The 15,620-nt window shown below is 70.4% G+C and carries 18 protein-coding genes and 1 tRNA gene; 7 read left to right on the forward strand and 12 right to left on the reverse strand.

The genetic code is table 11. The annotated features are described in order from the left end of the window. Positions 1–176: 176 nt before the first annotated feature. Together P2T62_RS16985 and P2T62_RS23395 are read left to right on the forward strand one after the other, a co-directional pair. Positions 177–392, forward strand: a complete 216-nt coding sequence (locus P2T62_RS16985) for a DUF2627 family protein (protein ID WP_276258204.1) — start codon at positions 177–179, stop codon at positions 390–392. 23 nt (positions 393–415) lie between these two features. Continuing rightward, positions 416–559, forward strand: a complete 144-nt coding sequence (locus P2T62_RS23395) for an HVO_2523 family zinc finger protein (protein WP_420028459.1) — start codon at positions 416–418, stop codon at positions 557–559. Between the two features lies 1 nt (position 560). Here the strand turns inward: P2T62_RS23395 and P2T62_RS16990 are convergent, their stop codons facing one another. Then, complete coding sequence (locus P2T62_RS16990) at positions 561–1,217, reverse strand: TVP38/TMEM64 family protein (protein ID WP_276258205.1); 657 nt, start codon at positions 1,215–1,217, stop codon at positions 561–563. A gap of 355 nt (positions 1,218–1,572) precedes the next feature. Here P2T62_RS16990 and P2T62_RS16995 point away from each other — a divergent pair, with 355 nt between their 5' ends. Further along, a complete protein-coding gene (locus tag P2T62_RS16995) occupies positions 1,573–2,898 on the forward strand; it encodes a hemolysin family protein (protein WP_276258206.1) in 1,326 nt (441 codons plus the stop codon). A 60-nt stretch (positions 2,899–2,958) separates the two neighbouring features. Here the strand turns inward: P2T62_RS16995 and P2T62_RS17000 are convergent, their stop codons facing one another. From P2T62_RS17000 to P2T62_RS17010, 3 genes are read right to left on the reverse strand one after another with little or no spacing between them, the layout of a single operon-like run. Further along, positions 2,959–3,291, reverse strand: a complete 333-nt coding sequence (locus P2T62_RS17000; RefSeq protein ID WP_276258207.1) for a DUF8036 family membrane protein — start codon at positions 3,289–3,291, stop codon at positions 2,959–2,961. Beyond that, a complete protein-coding gene (locus P2T62_RS17005; RefSeq protein ID WP_276258208.1) occupies positions 3,291–3,614 on the reverse strand; it encodes a winged helix-turn-helix domain-containing protein in 324 nt (107 codons plus the stop codon). Before P2T62_RS17005 ends, P2T62_RS17000 begins: the two co-directional genes overlap by 1 nt. After that, on the reverse strand, positions 3,614–5,173 hold the full coding sequence (locus P2T62_RS17010; protein WP_276258209.1) for a molybdopterin-dependent oxidoreductase: 1,560 nt from the start codon (positions 5,171–5,173) through the stop codon (positions 3,614–3,616). The genes P2T62_RS17005 and P2T62_RS17010 overlap by 1 nt, the downstream gene beginning before the upstream one ends. A gap of 176 nt (positions 5,174–5,349) precedes the next feature. Between P2T62_RS17010 and P2T62_RS17015 the strand changes: the two genes are divergently transcribed. Next, positions 5,350–5,775, forward strand: coding sequence for a DUF5830 family protein (locus P2T62_RS17015; protein WP_276258210.1), 426 nt, complete (start codon positions 5,350–5,352; stop codon positions 5,773–5,775). Positions 5,776–5,806: 31 nt separating this feature from the next. Here P2T62_RS17015 and P2T62_RS17020 read toward each other — a convergent pair whose 3' ends face one another. Next, positions 5,807–6,775: a DUF7115 domain-containing protein gene (locus tag P2T62_RS17020; protein ID WP_276258211.1), complete on the reverse strand. Its 969-nt coding sequence runs from the start codon at positions 6,773–6,775 to the stop codon at positions 5,807–5,809. A 136-nt stretch (positions 6,776–6,911) separates the two neighbouring features. On the opposite strand from P2T62_RS17020, the gene P2T62_RS17025 reads away from it, so the two are divergent. Beyond that, a tRNA-Met gene (locus P2T62_RS17025) sits at positions 6,912–7,042 on the forward strand. Between the two features lie 37 nt (positions 7,043–7,079). On the opposite strand, the gene P2T62_RS17030 is transcribed toward P2T62_RS17025, so the two are convergent. The 3 genes from P2T62_RS17030 to P2T62_RS17040 all read right to left on the reverse strand — a co-directional run bounded on the left by P2T62_RS17030 (position 7,080) and on the right by P2T62_RS17040 (position 8,783). Then, positions 7,080–7,469 carry a DUF8060 family membrane protein gene (locus P2T62_RS17030; protein ID WP_276258212.1) on the reverse strand — a complete coding sequence of 130 codons (390 nt, stop codon included), beginning with the start codon at positions 7,467–7,469 and terminating at the stop codon, positions 7,080–7,082. Beyond that, positions 7,466–8,476 carry a DUF7490 domain-containing protein gene (locus P2T62_RS17035; RefSeq protein WP_276258213.1) on the reverse strand — a complete coding sequence of 337 codons (1,011 nt, stop codon included), beginning with the start codon at positions 8,474–8,476 and terminating at the stop codon, positions 7,466–7,468. The genes P2T62_RS17030 and P2T62_RS17035 overlap by 4 nt, the downstream gene beginning before the upstream one ends. A 184-nt stretch (positions 8,477–8,660) precedes the next feature. Beyond that, complete coding sequence (locus P2T62_RS17040) at positions 8,661–8,783, reverse strand: hypothetical protein (RefSeq protein ID WP_276258214.1); 123 nt, start codon at positions 8,781–8,783, stop codon at positions 8,661–8,663. A 220-nt stretch (positions 8,784–9,003) separates the two neighbouring features. Here P2T62_RS17040 and P2T62_RS17045 point away from each other — a divergent pair, with 220 nt between their 5' ends. Then, complete coding sequence (locus P2T62_RS17045; protein WP_276258215.1) at positions 9,004–9,765, forward strand: nucleoside phosphorylase; 762 nt, start codon at positions 9,004–9,006, stop codon at positions 9,763–9,765. 162 nt (positions 9,766–9,927) lie between these two features. Here P2T62_RS17045 and P2T62_RS17050 read toward each other — a convergent pair whose 3' ends face one another. Together P2T62_RS17050 and P2T62_RS17055 are read right to left on the reverse strand one after the other, a co-directional pair. Further along, positions 9,928–10,488 (reverse strand): hypothetical protein, encoded by a 561-nt coding sequence (locus tag P2T62_RS17050; RefSeq protein ID WP_276258216.1) that lies wholly within the window; start codon positions 10,486–10,488, stop codon positions 9,928–9,930. 174 nt (positions 10,489–10,662) lie between these two features. After that, positions 10,663–12,039 carry a tryptophanase gene (locus P2T62_RS17055; protein ID WP_276258217.1) on the reverse strand — a complete coding sequence of 459 codons (1,377 nt, stop codon included), beginning with the start codon at positions 12,037–12,039 and terminating at the stop codon, positions 10,663–10,665. A gap of 246 nt (positions 12,040–12,285) precedes the next feature. Here P2T62_RS17055 and P2T62_RS17060 point away from each other — a divergent pair, with 246 nt between their 5' ends. Beyond that, complete coding sequence (locus tag P2T62_RS17060; protein WP_276258218.1) at positions 12,286–13,029, forward strand: ATP-grasp domain-containing protein; 744 nt, start codon at positions 12,286–12,288, stop codon at positions 13,027–13,029. Between the two features lie 99 nt (positions 13,030–13,128). On the opposite strand, the gene P2T62_RS17065 is transcribed toward P2T62_RS17060, so the two are convergent. Together P2T62_RS17065 and P2T62_RS17070 are read right to left on the reverse strand one after the other, a co-directional pair. Continuing rightward, positions 13,129–13,860 carry a GNAT family N-acetyltransferase gene (locus P2T62_RS17065; protein ID WP_276258219.1) on the reverse strand — a complete coding sequence of 244 codons (732 nt, stop codon included), beginning with the start codon at positions 13,858–13,860 and terminating at the stop codon, positions 13,129–13,131. A gap of 192 nt (positions 13,861–14,052) precedes the next feature. Then, positions 14,053–15,588: a hypothetical protein gene (locus P2T62_RS17070; protein ID WP_276258220.1), complete on the reverse strand. Its 1,536-nt coding sequence runs from the start codon at positions 15,586–15,588 to the stop codon at positions 14,053–14,055. Positions 15,589–15,620: the final 32 nt, after the last annotated feature.

Raw genomic sequence — 15,620 nt, forward strand, 5'->3', positions numbered from 1 at the left:
AGGAGATAAACACGTACTGAGCGGTGCTGACACCCGTCCGGCAGCGGGCGGCCCGCCGCCCCGACACCGGGGCGCGTGAAGCTGGCGCGGAGCCGTCCGCCGCCACGTCGCGCGTGAACGCAACGTGGAGGCGGGGAAAGACACTTCCCCCGAGCATCGGTACCCCGGGACGACGAATGTCCAAATTCCCTGACACCTCCATCAACAGCATCCTGATGCTGGCCCTGGCCATCGTGGTCGCCTCCCTGGTCAGCGTCGCGCTCCAGGCCACGTTCGGCAACCCCGACCCGCAGTCGCTCGTCCAGTTCGCCATCGGGACGGTCGCGTTCCTGGTCGGATTCGGCGTCGTCTACGGCTGGGTGGTCTACCGGTCGTACCGGGGGGCGACCTGACCGGCGCGCCGTCCGGTCGTCGGATTGAGGTGCCGGGCCGCCGAAGCGAGGGTATGAGCGGGCCGCCGACCTGTCCGATGTGCGAGACGGACCTCTACAGGCGCCACTGCAAGTACGTCTGCCCGCAGCACGGGCCGATAATCGACTGTTCGGACCCGTTCCGGTGACTCACTCCAGCGGCGAGCCACGGCCCTCCCGCCAGCGCCGGTAGAGCGGCCCGCCCAGCACCAGTACCGCGAGCGCCGCGAGCCCCACCACGAGCGGGAGGCCGGCACCGACGCCTTCGACGGTCAGGCGGTCGAGCGAGGCCCCCAGCAGGACCCCGGCGACGACCCACGGGAACTCGCCCAGCGCCGTCCCGAGGACGAACCGGCCGGCCGAGAGCCCCGACAGGCCCGCGCCGTAGGAGACGGGGTCGGGCGGGAGCGGCATCAGCCGCAACCCGGTCAGGCCGCGCACGTCGCCCGTGGCCGCGAAGAAGCGCTGGCCGGAGTCGCCCGCACGGGCGAGCAATCCGTCGTCACCCGTCCAGCGTGCGAGCAGGTACGCGGGCGTACACGTCACGACCGCGCCCACGAGCGCGACCGGGATAGCGACGGGCCCGTAGAGGAACCCGAGCAGGATGGAGAGCGCGCTGATGGGCCACGCGACGAGGGGACGGAGCAGGTAGGCTGCCAGCAGCGCCGGCGCGAACAGGAGCGGCCGGGCCGCGAGCGCGTGGAGTTCGGCGACGGCCCGGTCGGGCGACGCGAGCAGGGCGGCCGCGAGGACCACACCCCCGAAGAGGGCCGCCCCGAACAGCTGTCGTCGGGTCGCGCGCTGCACGGCCGGGATGTATGCAAGGTCGGATATACGTCTTCTGACCGACCGACGTGTCGGTCGGTGGGGCCGAGGAGGGGTGCCGCTCGGAGCGATCACCGAACGTGCTGTCACGGGCGACCTGCTGGATGGAGCGGGTGAACTGGAGATGTTCGATGGCCCATCGCAGGTTCGTCCGGACGGTGCTGAGTGCACGCCGCAGGAGGGAAGGTGGGGCGGACAGTCCCCCAGGGGATCTGCAGCACCGGTCCGAGACCGACAGCAGCAACCTGTCCTCGAAACCGGTTTAAATCACTTTAGTAGATGGAGGGAGAAGCGGGGGTATGGACACCCGACGATCGAACAGCTGTCGCTTCCAGCGATGGTAGACGTCGCGCTCTCGCTGGCGCAGATCGCGCTCGCGCTCGCGCTCGTGGTCCTCAACGGGTTCTTCGTCGCTGCGGAGTTCGCCTTCGTGCGGATTCGGGGGACATCGGTCGAACAGCTCGCCGCGGAGGGTCGCCCCGGTGCGGGGACGCTCCAGGAGGTGATGGTGGACCTCGACGACTACCTCGCGACGACGCAACTCGGCATCACCATCGCCTCGCTCGGGCTGGGGTGGGTCGGCGAACCCGCCGTCGCGTCGCTCATCGAGCCCGTGCTGGCACCCGTTCTCCCCGCGAACCTCATCCACCTCGTCGCCTTCGCGGTCGGCTTCAGTATCGTCACGTTCCTCCACGTCGTCTTCGGTGAACTCGCACCGAAGACGCTCGCGATCGCCCAGACCGAGCGACTCTCCCTGTTCCTCGCTCCGCCGATGAAGCTCTTCTATTACATCCTCTACCCCGGAATCGTCGTCTTCAACGGGGCTGCCAACGCGTTCACGCGGGCCCTCGGCGTGCCCCCCGCGTCCGAGACGGACGAGACGCTCGGCGAGCGGGAACTCCTTCGTGTACTGACTCGATCCGGCGAGGAGGGCGACATCGATGTTGCGGAGGTGAAGATGATCGAGCGGGTGTTCGATCTCGACGACACCGTCGTGCGGGAGGTCATGGTTCCGCGACCGGACGTGGTGAGCGTCCCGGCGGATGCCTCGCTCTCCGACCTCCAGTCGGTCATCCTCGAGGCTGGCCACACGCGCTATCCGGTTCTCGACGACGACGACCAGGTGACCGGGTTCGTCGACGTCAAGGACGTGCTACGGGCCGAGGTGGAGGGTGGGGACGCCGAGTTGGTCGCCGATATCGCCCGCGAGATCATCATCGCCCCGGAGACGATGGCACTCAGCGATCTCCTGAGACAGTTCAGGGAAGACGAACAGCAGATGGCTGCGGTCATCGACGAGTGGGGGGCATTCGAGGGGATCGCAACGGTCGAAGACGTCGTCGAGGCGCTCGTCGGGGACCTCCGGGACGAGTTCGACCTGGACGAGCGTGAACCCTCGATCCGTCAGCGTGACGACGAGGGGTACGACATCGACGGCGGCGTCCCGTTGTCGAAGGTCAACGACACGCTCGCGACGGCGTTCACGAGCGACGAGGTAGACACGATCGGTGGGCTGGTACTCGAACACCTCAATCGCGCGCCGGAACGTGGCGACCGTGTCGAGGTCGCTGGGCACGTCGTCGAGGTGACGAGCGTCGACGGGACCCGGATCTCGACGATCCGGGTCCACGAACGTGGGACGGACGACCCGGTGATGGACTGAGTGGGGCTGTGGACGTGGTCGGTCGAATCCGTTCGAGTGCACCCGGCAGTCGGCCCCACGCTACTGCAGCGTCACGTACGTCAGGAACACCACCGCCAGGAGTTCCAGCACCCGCAGGACGACGACGGTCTGCTGGGCGAGCGCGTCGCCGGAGTAGAGCATCCGGGTGGAGACGTAGAAGTAGACCGCGACGAGGTTCTCCGTCAGCAGGAGCGCGCCGAACGCGGCGAGGCCGGCGGTCATCGGGGTCCGGAAGGTCCGGTAGTTCCGGAGCCAGACGGTCGTCAGGGCACCCAGCATGATCACGTTGAGGACCGAGATGCCGGTCGCGGCGAGGAGCCACGGTGCCATCGACGGCATCGCGGCGAGGACCGGTGGGAGCGCGGTGGCCATCACTCCGCCTCCCCGCCGGCGTCACCGGCCTCGGGAACGGGCTCCGCGTAGGGGACGGTCGCGAGGACCCGTTCGTACGTGTCGCGGTGTGCCTCGAACTCGTCGGTGAGGCGATAGACCGCGCCGTATCCCTCGCTCCCCTGGACGACGACGTCGTGCTCGCAGAGCGTGTCGAGGTGGTGGCGGACGGTGTTGTAGTCCAGTCCGAGCGCCTCGGACAGACGGTTGGCGTTGCGGGGCTGCTCGTCGAGCGTCCGGACGATGCGCGCGCGGTTCTCGCTGCCGCGCGTCCCGGCCAGCAGGTACCACAGTGACTCCTCCATCACCGGATCGTCTCCGAGACCCAGCCACTCGGGCCGCTGGGGTAGGGGCCGCTGTTCTTCTCCGGCTGGAGCGTGCCCTCGCCGTCGACCGCCCGGACGACCACCTCGTGGCTGCCACCCGGCGGGTCGTACTCGTACTTCCACTGGCGCCACACGGCGCGCCCCGGCAGCTCCTCGGTCAGCTCGGCCTCGTTCCAGGTCTCGCCGCCGTCGGTCGACACCTCGACGGTCCGGATGCCCCGCGTCCCCGCGTACGCGTGGCCGGCGACCTGCTTGCGGCCGCCCGCCACGTCGTTGACGGTGTACAGCTTCGCGACCGTGTTGACCGGGCCGGTGCCGTGCCAGCCCTTCTTCTCCCAGTAGCCCTTCGCGGGCTCGTCGAGAATCTCGAGTTCGTCGACCCACTTGACGTGGATCTCGCCCCAGTGGCCCGGAACGACGAGCCGCGCGGGGTAGCCGTGGGCGCGGGGCAGCAGGTCCCCGTTCATCCGGTAGACGAGGAGCGCCTCCCGGAGCGCCGCGACGGGGAACTCCTCGAAGAAGCTGTCGGCGCCCCGGGCCATCACGCAGCAGCGGTCCGGGACGTTCGCCTCCTCGAGCAGGTCGCCGACGCGGACCCCCTCCCAGAGGGCGTTGTCGGTCTTCTTGCCGTTGAGCCGCTCGCCGACACAGCGGAGCGTCGAGAACTCCAGCGTCGACTCCCGTCCGATGATGTCGCGGTAGTCGAAACTCGTCTCCTCCGGGACCGCGCCCGTGACCGAGAGCGACCAGTCCTGGGCCTTCACCTGCGGGTCGATGGAGCTGATGTCGACGGTGTAGAACTCGTCGCTCACCAGCGGCTCCAGCCCGGCGACGTCGAAGCTCTTCGCCTCGGCCTCGGCGAGCAGCATCTCCGTCTCGGTCGGTCCCGGCGTCTCGGCGTCCGCGGCCGCGCCCCCCGACCCGCCGCTGTCGCTCCCGCCGTCCTGTCCGGGGACGGGCGTCGGCGGGGCCGGCGGCTCGTCCGAGGGCGTGCGACGGTTCCCCAGGTACCACCCGGCCGCGCCCAGCCCGGCGAGACTCGCCAGACTGCCGACCACCCGTCGTCGCCCGGGCGAGGTCGCATCCGACCGGGTCGCCCGGCCAGCGAGCCCCGCGATGCTGACGAGCAGTGCCGCGGCCAGCCCCGCGCCCAGCGACAGCACCGGCCGCCCGGTCAGCGCGGCGGTCGCCCCCCAGACCGGGATGCCGGCAAACGGCCCGGCCAGCGGGGGGAGACCCGCCTCCTCGGCGACGGCGCGCCCGAGCCCCGCGAGCGTGCCGAGGACGACCATACTCAGGACCGTCGCGCCGATGAGGCTCAGTTGCTTCCCCAGGTCGCCCAGCACCACGATGGCGAACGTGATGAACGCCCCCGGGATGTAGCGCGCGAGGACGCTCTCGACCGGGGCGACCACGTACGCCGGGGTGAAGCCGGCGGCCGCGTACGACCCGGCTACCGCCGCGGCACCGGCCGCGAATGCGACGAGGGCCGCGACCCACCGCTCGCGGACCGCCGTCGTGATGGTTCGGTGATTCATTACCGGAGAGCGGTCGTCCACCGCTAAACCCCTTTTTCAGGGTCCGTCCGCCCTCCGTTCGGACACCGACTAGAGTTCGTCTAGAATTCGGGCCGGGAGGAGCCAGGGCTCCGGCGGCCGCTGGCGGCACCAGCGCCCGGCGACAGGTTTTCGGTCTCGCCGGCCCCGTCTCGAGTATGGCGCGGGACCGCCGGAACGGGGCCGGGACCGCCGGAACGGGCGGCGGCAGTGACAACGCCCGCGACGAGGAGCACCCGGTCGAGTTGGGTGTCCAGCTGCTGGAGCGGCTGGAGCACGCCGAGCTGTCGCTGGCGGAGCTGGTCGACCGCATCGAGACGGTCACGACCCATCCTGCGACGACGCGGGCCATCATCGAGGCGGCCGAGAAGCGCGGCGTCATCGAACGCGAGGGCGACGCCGTGAAGCCGACGGGCGGGCGCTTCCTCGCGTTCGAGAGCGAGGTGATCGAGCGCAGCGGCGACTACGAGTGCGAGCGCTGCGGCAAGTCCCTCTCCGTGGGCCACTTCATCCGGCTGGAGGCCGGCGAACTGGGGCCGTTCGGCTCCTCGTGCATCAGGAAGGTCACCGGACGCCGCGACTGAGCGGGTCGCTTCGACGACGGCGAGCGGATACTCAGCGGCCGCGCCGGAGCTCGTCGACCAGCTGCTCGATGGTCTCCTGCTGGCGCTCGATGAGGTCGGTCTGCTCGTCGACCTTCCGCTCCAGGGTCTCGAGCCGTTCGAGGACCTCCTTGTCGCTCGCCGAGACGAACCCCTCGGGGGTGGACTCGTCGTCGACATCGGCGCCGGCATCGCCCTCGGCCCCGGTGTCGGTCGGTGGCTCGTCCGTGCTGGGGAGGGGGCCGTCGTCGGTCGGCGGCTCGTCAGTCGTCTCGCGATCCTCACCGATGAGGGAGTCGATGCCGCTGTCGGCGTAGTCCGGGCCCGACCGCTCCTCGACCTCCTCGGGAGCGATGGCCTCGTTGAGGGCCTCCAGGGAGTCGACGTCGTGGAACGCCAGGACGGCCTCCTCGATGGTCCGTCGGACCGTCGGCGCGCGGTCGTTGGGCACCTTGATGCGCTCGGGCCGGCCCTCGACCGCGACGACGACCTGCATCGCGTGGCTCCCCTCCTCGAAGTCGAGGCGGGTCAGGTCGGCGTAGGGGTGGGCCTCGTAGTCCTCGGACCAGACCGCCCCGCCGACGTGCTTGAGGAGGCGCTGCGTTCCCACGACGACCGTGAGTTCGTTGAAGCGGAACACCCCGCGGACCTGCTCGTCGTCGGAGAGCGCGCCCGTCGCGCGCAGGTGGGCCGCCAGCACGGTCTCGACGACCTCCTGGGCGTAGTTCGAGCCGACCGCGAACGACTCCTCGTGGTCGTAGTAGTGGAGTTCGAAGGCGGTCCGACGCCGCCCCGAGGAGAGCTCCAGCCGGTCGAACCCGTGGGCGTGTGCCGCGACCGACTCGTCGCTCAGCAGGCCGTCCCCCTTGTAGACGAGCGTCCGCTCCGGCGTGACGAAGACGCCGTCCTCGCCGCCGGTGTTCACCGACGCGAGTACCGACTCCCCGTTCAGTGCATCGGTCACGAGGTCCGGGACGTCCATGCCCGTGGGTGCCCCGGACCCGGCATAAATCCGGGGGTGACACCCGACCGACGACGGCACGGACCACCGCTCGGCCGCGGCTGGCGTCCCGGCGAACAAGAACGTTCAAGAGGCCGTCCCGGCTACGAGAGACTGCGCCCGGGTGGCTTAGTTGGACATAGCGCCGCACTCATAGGGTAACACCACGAGCGGCACCCCGCGTGTCGGAGGCTGCCTGCCTCCACCTGAGACATGCGGAGATCGCGGGTTCGGAGCCCGCCCCGGGCATACTTCTCTCGACGCGACCGGACAGCACGAGCGCCGCTCAGGCCGCCACCTTCCGGACCTCCCACGAGATGCCGATGGCCGCCAGCAGGAGCACCACGAGGTTGAACGCGGCCTGGAACAGGGGTCGGTACTGCCGGGCGACCCAGATGTCGATGGCGTTCGAGGCGGCGAAGTAGAACCGGAGCGTCGCCACCAGCGCGAGCAGCGTCAGCCCGCCCAGCAGCGCGTAGCGGGCGTATCTGACGAGGTCACGGCCCTCCTCGTCGGTGTCGTCCGTGGGCGGGTCGTCCGCGGGCGGCTCGGTCCGGGCGGTCGTGTCGGTCGTGTCGGTGGACATGGCTGGGTCGGGGCTGTCGTTCGCTGGCGGTTCGGCGTCGGTATCCGTCGCTGACTCGGTGGCCTGCTCGGGAGCGGGGTCGTCGCTCATCGCGACCACCTCCGAGCCAGCAGGGCGGCCCCGAGCAGGGCGACGACGGCCAGGCCCGCGCCGAAACCGGGCTGGCCGCCGGAGACGGGGGTCCCCGTCCCGGGAGGCGCGCCGCCACTGCCACCCCCGCGGTCGCTCTCGAAGTCGCCGGCCTCGAACCCGACCTCCCGGCGCGTCTCGTTGACCGAGATGGTCTCGGTCGGGTCGAGGTTCACGACGCCGCGGGCCGTGTCGACCACCACGCCGTCCCGGTACAGCACGGCGTCGACGTAGTAGTTGTACTCCGCGGGGACCGAGACGGTCGTCGCGGGCGAGGCCGTCCGGCCGGGCTGGATGGTGCCGACATCGACGGCCGCGCGGGCCGCGACCACGTTGGACTCGGCCTGCCGGAGCGTCAGCTCGACCCGCAGGCCGTCGGGAGCGGTGTCGCCACGGTTGACGAGCGACGGGGCCACGCGGAGGGTGGTCCGGTCCTCGCCCGCCTCCTCGACGCCCACGGAGAGCGCCGGCAGTGCGTCCTCGTCGGTGAACTCGACGGTGCTCCGGGCGTATGCAGGTGTCAGGGCCGATAGGCCCGACACCGTTCGCCGGGCGGTGTCGATGCGCCGGTCGCCGGTGTAGACGACGGCCTCGATGCGGTAGCCGCCCTCGCGCTCGACGGTCAGGTTCGTCGAGACTGGGCGCTCGCCGTCGGTGTCGACGTCGCCGACCTCGACGCGACGGGTCGTCTCCACGAGCCCGGACTCGGTGTCTATCGCGCGGAAGACGACGGAGACGTTCGGGGTCGTCGGGCCGTCGTGGCGGAGGTACGGTGTCACCTGGAGGGTGGCGGTCTCCCCGCTGACCTGCCCGGCCGTGATGGGCATGTCGACGGCGCGGAGGGGACCGGGTCGCTCCGGTTCGTCCGCCGAGGGGTCCGCGATGGCGCCGGGGACCACGGCGGCCGAAAGGAGGGCGACCACGACCACCCCGGCGGCGGCGACCGCCAGGACGCGTTCGCGGTTCATGCGTGTACGTGTGGCACCCACCGACGACGGGATAAGCTTTCAGGGGACTGGTGCCACACATATAATATATAATCTATTTACATCTCGTATTTACACAATTTCGTAGATATACTGCCAACAGTACATCAGCAACCACATCACGCCGGGTCGACGCACGTCGAGCGCGCGGGGGTCTGCCGCGGGACTACCGCTCGAAGCCGAGCGCGTAGTGGTACGGCGGTAGCTCGACCTGCTCGACGAGGGTGAGGTCGGCCGCGTCCAGCACGGCGGCCTCCGTCGCCCCGGGTGTCGGCCAGAGCCGCCCCACACCAGTTCCAGTCGGGCTGGCGGGTGTTCCGGAACCTGTCCATGTCGGGGTGGTGGAGTCCGGCATTACCGGCTCCGCTGGAACCATCCCTGGTTGATACAGTCGCCCTCTTCGGGTACGTTCCGTGTGCCGCCTCCGGGTCGCAGGTGTCGCAGGTCGCCTCGAATCCGTCTCACGAGGGCGGAGAAGGGTTTTGGCGGGACGAACCGAACGCGGAGTCGTGATTCCCAACTACGGGGACAAGTACGACGCGGACGCAGCCTTCTCACCGGAGGAGGTGGTCGGGATGGGGCGTGAGGAACTGCCGGACGTTCCCCGGGCCGTGATCCTCGGCTACCAGCCGAAACTCACGGAGTTCGTCGAACCCCGGGCCGACTCTCCAGTCCAGATCGTCCGGTCACAGCGCCTCTACCCGGTGACGGAGACGGTCGGGTACGTCCCCGTCCACGAGTGGGGAACCGGGGCGCCGATCTCGGCGATGGTCACCGAGAACGTCATCGCAGCGGGTGCCGAGGTCGTCGTCCTGCTGGGTGGTGCCGCGGGACTGCAGACGGACATCCCATCGGACGCGGCCATCCTCCCCACCGACGCCATCAGGGACGAGGGGGTCTCCTACCACTACATCCCCGACGGGGAGTCGGTGACGCCGACGGCGTCGCTCGTCGACGGCCTGGACGAGCGCCTCTCGGAGGCGGGCTTCGACACACCGCGGGGGACGACGTGGACGACGAGCGCCTTCTACCGCGAGACGGTCCCCGAGATCAGCGCGTACGGCGACGACGGCGTCGTCACGCTGGACATGGAATCCGCGGCCATCTGGGCGGTGTGTCAGTACCGTGGTGTCGACACCGCCTCCGTCCACGAACTGGGTGGCGTTCTCACGCCCGAGGAGTGGCGGCCGGAGACCCAGCAGGACCGGGGAGTGACGGAGATGTTCGACCCGACCGTGGCTGGCCTGGAGACCCACGTGGCCGACACGTAGCGCCGTCTACCCGCCGAGCGTGGGCCCCTGGCCGCGAGCAGTCCTGTCGAACGCCCGCAGTCCGGCGAGTGTTCGGTCACGCGACCGAGTCGGGCGCACCCGCGTCGGTGGTCGCCGGTTCCCCGCGCCCGCTTCGGAGCACGTAGCCCAGCACCAGGTTCGTCACGACAAGGACCGTGACGACACCGATGACCTTCGGGAGGTAGGGGAGCACCTCCACGATACCCGTTCCGAGATTGAACAGGAAGGTGCAGACGAGCAGCAGCAAGAACCCGCCCACGGGGCCGTGTAGGTCCCCGACCGGAGGGCCGCGACTCCGAACAGCCCGAACCCGAAGACGATGCCGAGGAAGACGCCCGGCAGGAACAGCGGGACGTAGGGTTCGAGGCTGCCGCCGAGGAGGCCGCCGAACACGCTGAAGGAGACCACCGCCATGACGACCATCGCGACGAACCCGAGGACCGAGAAGAACGCACCGATGCGTGTGAGCCAGCGGCTCCGGTCGGAGAGACTCGGATAGAACCCGAGTAACCCGAGGAACCCAGCGGTCCACGCCGTCCCGATGAACGCCTGCCCGAGGTCCATGAACTGGTTCTCGGTCCCCGCCGAGAGGTTGAACAGCAGGATGGCGAGGTCGGCGGCGAAGACCACCCCCGCGATGGTGAATGCCAGTGCTCGTCGCTCTTCCAGTGTCGTCAGGATCCGCTTGATAGTTGTCGACATGCGTATGGAAATTTCCGCACCCCGACTTAAAACTTATATAGAAAATGCTATATGTTAACGAGGGTGGTCGCCGGGAGTAGCCCAGAAGTTCGTCATCGCGCACGACGCGGAGATCGGGCCTCTCGGGGGGGAGCACCGACCAGAACGCTCGGGCCGTTCCGGGCAGCCAGGACATCACTCCTCCGAACCCGGGCTCGGGGCCAGGGGTCGGAGGTCCGCCGAGAAGTGTCGCAGCTCTGCCATCGGCGGCTCGCTGACGACCTCGTAGCCCGGGAGGTCGTCGGCGTGGTCCGCCACCGCGGCCGCCGTCTCGACGACGTGTTCGAGGTGGTCGCGAGCGTACGTCCGCCGGGGAATCGCCAGCCGGACGAGGTCCGGCCGGTCGGCGCCCGGGAACGCGAACTCGCCGAGTTCGACCCCGCGGACCCCGCCCTCGCGGTAGAGGTCACAGACCACGGCCTGTCCCGGGAACTCCTCGCTCCGGAGGTGGGGGCACATCGCCCCGGCATCGACGTACACCGCGTGCCCGCCGACGGGCCTGACGACCGGGACGCCGGCCTCGTCGAGGCGCTCACCGAGCCACCGGACCTGCTCGACGCGGTCGGTGATGTACGCATCCGTGACGGCCTCGCGGAGGCCCACGGCGACCGCCGCGAGGTCCCGGCCCGCCATCCCGCCGTAGGTGGTGAACCCCTCGTAGAGGATGGCGCGCTGCTTCGCGCGCTCGAAGAGGTCGTCGAACGCCGGGGCGTCCCGGATGCCGACGAAGCCGCCGACGTTGGCGAGGCCGTCCTTCTTCGCGCTCACGATGCAGGCATCGGCGTACGACAGCTGTTCGCGGGCGACCGCGGCGACCGTGCTGTCGGCGAACTCGGGCTCGCGCTCGCGGACGAAGTGGGCGTTCTCGGCGAAGCGGCAGGCGTCGAGGACGAACGTGGCGCCGATCTCGTCGCAGAACTCGCGCACGGCACGGACGTTCGCGACGGAGACGGGCTGGCCGGCGGCGGAGTTGTTGGTGAGCGTGACGACGACCGCCGGGACGCGGTCGGCGCCGACCTCGTCGACGACGGCGCGGGCCCGCTCCACGTCGAAGTTCCCGAGGAAGTCGCCGCTCGCGCCCGGATCGAGCGCGCCCTCGACCGGGCAGTCGACCGGCTCGCCGCCCTGCTCGACGACGTGGGCACGGGTCGTGTCGAAGTGGGTGTTGTTGGGGACGACATCGCCCGGCTCGACGAGGCTCCCGTAGAGGACGTTCTCGGCGCCCCGGCCCTGGTGAGCGGGGACGATGCGGTCGAAGCCGAGCACGTCGCTCGCGGCCGCTTCGAGGTCCGTGAAGCTCCCGCTCCCGGCGTAGGCCTCGTCGCCCTGCATCATGGCCGCCCACTGGGCGTCGCTCATCGTCCCGGTGCCGCTGTCGGTCAGGAGGTCGACGTACACCGCGTCCGAATCGAGATTGAAGACGTTGTGCCCCGCAGCGTCGAGAGCGGCCTCGCGCTCCTCGCGGTCGGGGAGCCGGATCGACTCCACCATCTTCGCCCGGTATGCGCGCATGCGCCCCGCCACCGACGCCAGCGACATAGTTCTCGTTGCGGCGAGATGTCCCCTGGCGGCGGGAACTGGGGGACGCCGGCCGGTCGTGTCCGTCACCGGCGGGACCTGCGCGGGCTGCCGACGGAACCGTCGGCCTCGCCGTCGCTCCCCGCCACCGGGTCACCGGGACGGCTCCCGTTCGGGGACCGGCGCCGCCCCGCGACCGAGAGCCAGGGATGATTTATGTCGACCCGACGCCGAACGGGTATGGCCTCCGGCGACGGCTCGCGGGTCGGGATCATCTGCCGCCCGCATCACCACGTGTTCGAGACGGTCGGCCGTCGCCTGGACCGTCGGGGGCACCAGGTGACCTACTTCGAACCCGAGCGCGAGCTGCCCCGGTCGGCAATCGAGGAGCTGTCGCTCCTGGTCTGCAAGAAGGTCCGTCCCGCGTCGGTGCGGGCGCTGAAAGCGGCCGAACGCGCCGGGGTCGCCACCTGGAACGGCCTGCTGTCGACGACCATCCTCGCCTCGCGGCTGGTGATGCTGGAGGCGCTGTCGGCGGTTGGCTTCCGCGTCCCCCCGGTGACCTTCGAGCCACCCGAGGGGCCGTACGTCGCCAAGCCACTGTTCAGCTGGGACGGGGACCCGGAGATCGGCGGGAGCGGCGGCTTCTACCAGCCACTGCTGGACACCGACGGCCGCGACCGCAAGTGCTACCTCGTCGACGACGGCCGGGCGCTCCACGCCGCCACCGTCGTCTGCTCGTCGAAGCTGTTCGGGGAGAAGCGGGTCCTGGATCACGAGTCGACACCCGACCGGGACGTCGACCGGATGGCACAGCTGCTGTCGCTGGCGGATACGGAGGCGATAGGCGTCGACGTCATCGAGGCGGATGGCCGCCGCTACGCCGTCGACTGCAACGCCGCGCCGAGCTTCAGGCAGGCAGGGCTGGAGTCTGCACTGACCGATTCGATCCACCGGGCGGTCCCGAGCACGGATACCGGGTGACAGGCGAGCTGTGGGTGCATCCGCTCGCGCAGCAGCGACTGACACGCGAACACGCTCGGCCGCCCCCAGTGCGACCGCCGAGCGGGGGCTGTCGGGTTCCTACGGCCAGACCGCCATCATCACCTCGTCGACGTACTCGTCTTCGATGCGGTAGTGGCGCTCGCGGACGGCTTCGGTCTCCCAGCCGTGCTCCTCGAGCCACTCCATGCCGCGCTCGTTGGTCGCCGGGACGGAGTTGTACAGCTTCTCGTAGCCGTTGTCTCGGGCCCAGTCGTAGGCCCGCTCCATCAGTTCGCTCCCGATGGTGTGACCGCGGTACTCCGGAACCACGCCGACGGTGAGTTCGGCGGTGTGGTCGAGGCTGTCGACCTCCGGGTGGTCGAGGTTGACCCAGCCGACGACCTCCCCCTCGACGGTCGCGACGAAGAACACCCGCGACTGGACCTCGTTGTGCCGGAGCAGGACGTCCTCGTGGTCGACGGTGTCGGCGACGGTCTCGCCGACGATGTACGTCCGGTCGGCGAGCGCCGTCCGGATCGCCTCGACCAGCCCGTCGAGGTCGTCCTCGTGGGCCTGCCGGATGGTGAACTCCACGTCGTCGGCGGAGTGGATCTCCACCTCGGCGTCCTCGAACGCCAGCCGCAGTTCGTCCTCGTCGCGCTCGACCACGCCGTCCCGGCGGAGGATGGCGACGTGGTGACCGAACGCCGTCTCGTCCATGTTCAGCGCGGCCATCGCCTCGTCGTAATCGACCCGTCCGTTGCGCTCGATGTAGTCGTAGATGTCCTTGCGGTCCCGGTGGTCGAACTCCAGGTCGTCACTGAACTGCATGACGAGTGGTACCGTTACACACTACTTAACGTTTTTTGCCGGAACTGCGACGAAGGCGGCGTACTGACGGCTCTCCGTGGTGGTCTCCTCCTGCGGGTCGGCGGGAGTGATCCGGAGAACGGTCACGTCGAGCACCGCGCGCGCGACCCGTCGGTGATGGGCGAGCTGGACGAGCGCCCGCCCGAGCGGGACTCACCTCCGACTGGTGTCTGCGACCGCGTCCCGGAGTGCCCGTCCCGACCGGGCCGCACCGCTCGCGACCACCACAGCTGCCCGTTCGAGCACGCGCCGGCCCGTGGCCAGCGCGGTCCAGACCCGGCGGGCCGTGGAGCCGAGAGCGCTCGCGAGGGTGCCGACGACCCGCGTCGTCGCGTCGCCGGTCCGGCGGAGGTGCCAGCCGGTGAAGACGGCGATGGAGGCCAGGAACACGCCGATAGCGAGCGCGTACCGGCGGGTACTCCGGGCGACCGACCGGGCAGCGGTCGCCGCGGTGACGGCCGTCCGCCCCGTCGTCCCGACCACCCGACGCGCACCGTCGACCGAGGCCCGGACCGCTCGGCGTACACTCCACGGCCCCCGGCGTGCGCCCGACGGGAGCCGGTCGGGGGTCGACACTTGCTGCCCCGCCCGCGTGCTGCCGGTTCCAGTCCCGCTCTCGACCTCCCCGGTGGGGCCCACGTCGCCTGCCGCGGCCGTCGCCCCGCCGAGGTCGTCCAGCACGGTCGCGGCGACCCGTGCAGCACCGTTCTCGTGTGCCGGGGGCGCCGGCGGGTCGGCGACCGCCTCCAGTACGTCCAGCGGCCCCTCTGCGACGGCAAAGCCCGTGGCCGCCTCGCCACGGAGGCGATCGGCGACGGCCTCCTGCTCGTCGGTCGCCGGGTGGACGACACAGGGCGTGCCGGCGACGGCGGCGTCCATCACCGTCGAATAGCCCGAGCAGACGACCACCTCGGCGTCGCGGAGGTAGGGGAGCAGCGACGGCACCGGCTCCCAGTCGTCGCCGCCAACGTCGATGACATCGTGACCCTCGCGCTCGAGGGCGTCGGCGATCCGGCCGAGTTCGGAGTAATGGCTCGGCACGACCACCACGTCGGCGGCCTCGCGCTCGCGGCCGCTCCCCTCCAGTGCAACGGGCGGGACCCGGGTCGCGTCCGCGGGTGCGAGCCCCGCGTCGGGCCACACCGTCGGGTAGAAGAACTCCCGGGCCGCAGCCACCTGGAGGTCCGTGTGGAACGCCGCGCCAGCCCGCTCCAGCCGGTTCCGGTAAAGCCCGGGCATGTCGTGTTTCAACACGTACAGCGGTACGTCGACCCGGAGCGCCGCCATCGCCGCGAACATATCGTCGGTGACGAGCGCGTCGGGGGCCGTGGACCGCAGCCAGTCGATGTAGTCGGCGATGCGGCCGGCCGAGGCCGGGAGGCTCCCGGTCAGTACCTGCCGGACGGTCCCCTCCTGCACGGTGTCGATGAAGTCGACGCAGGTCGGTTCGAACGCGTCGTAGCCGTTGAGGGCGACGAACTGCGACCCGGCACCGCCGCCCGCCATCAGCACCTCGGCACCACGGGCCTCCAGCGCGTCGGCGATGGCCAGCATCCGGGTCGCGTGGCCGGCGCCCTCGGGGTAGTGCGCGACGGCGACCGTCGGCGAGCCGGTGGCGGACGCCGACCCGTCGGGTGGCGTCGGGCGGAGCTGTTCGCTGTCTGCAGGAGGTGGGCGGGCGGAGGGCATCGACGGCCACTGGTCGGCCCGTCGGCATAAAC

The organism is Haloglomus litoreum, assembly GCF_029338515.1.
In the GTDB taxonomy this organism is placed as follows: domain Archaea; phylum Halobacteriota; class Halobacteria; order Halobacteriales; family Haloarculaceae; genus Haloglomus; species Haloglomus litoreum.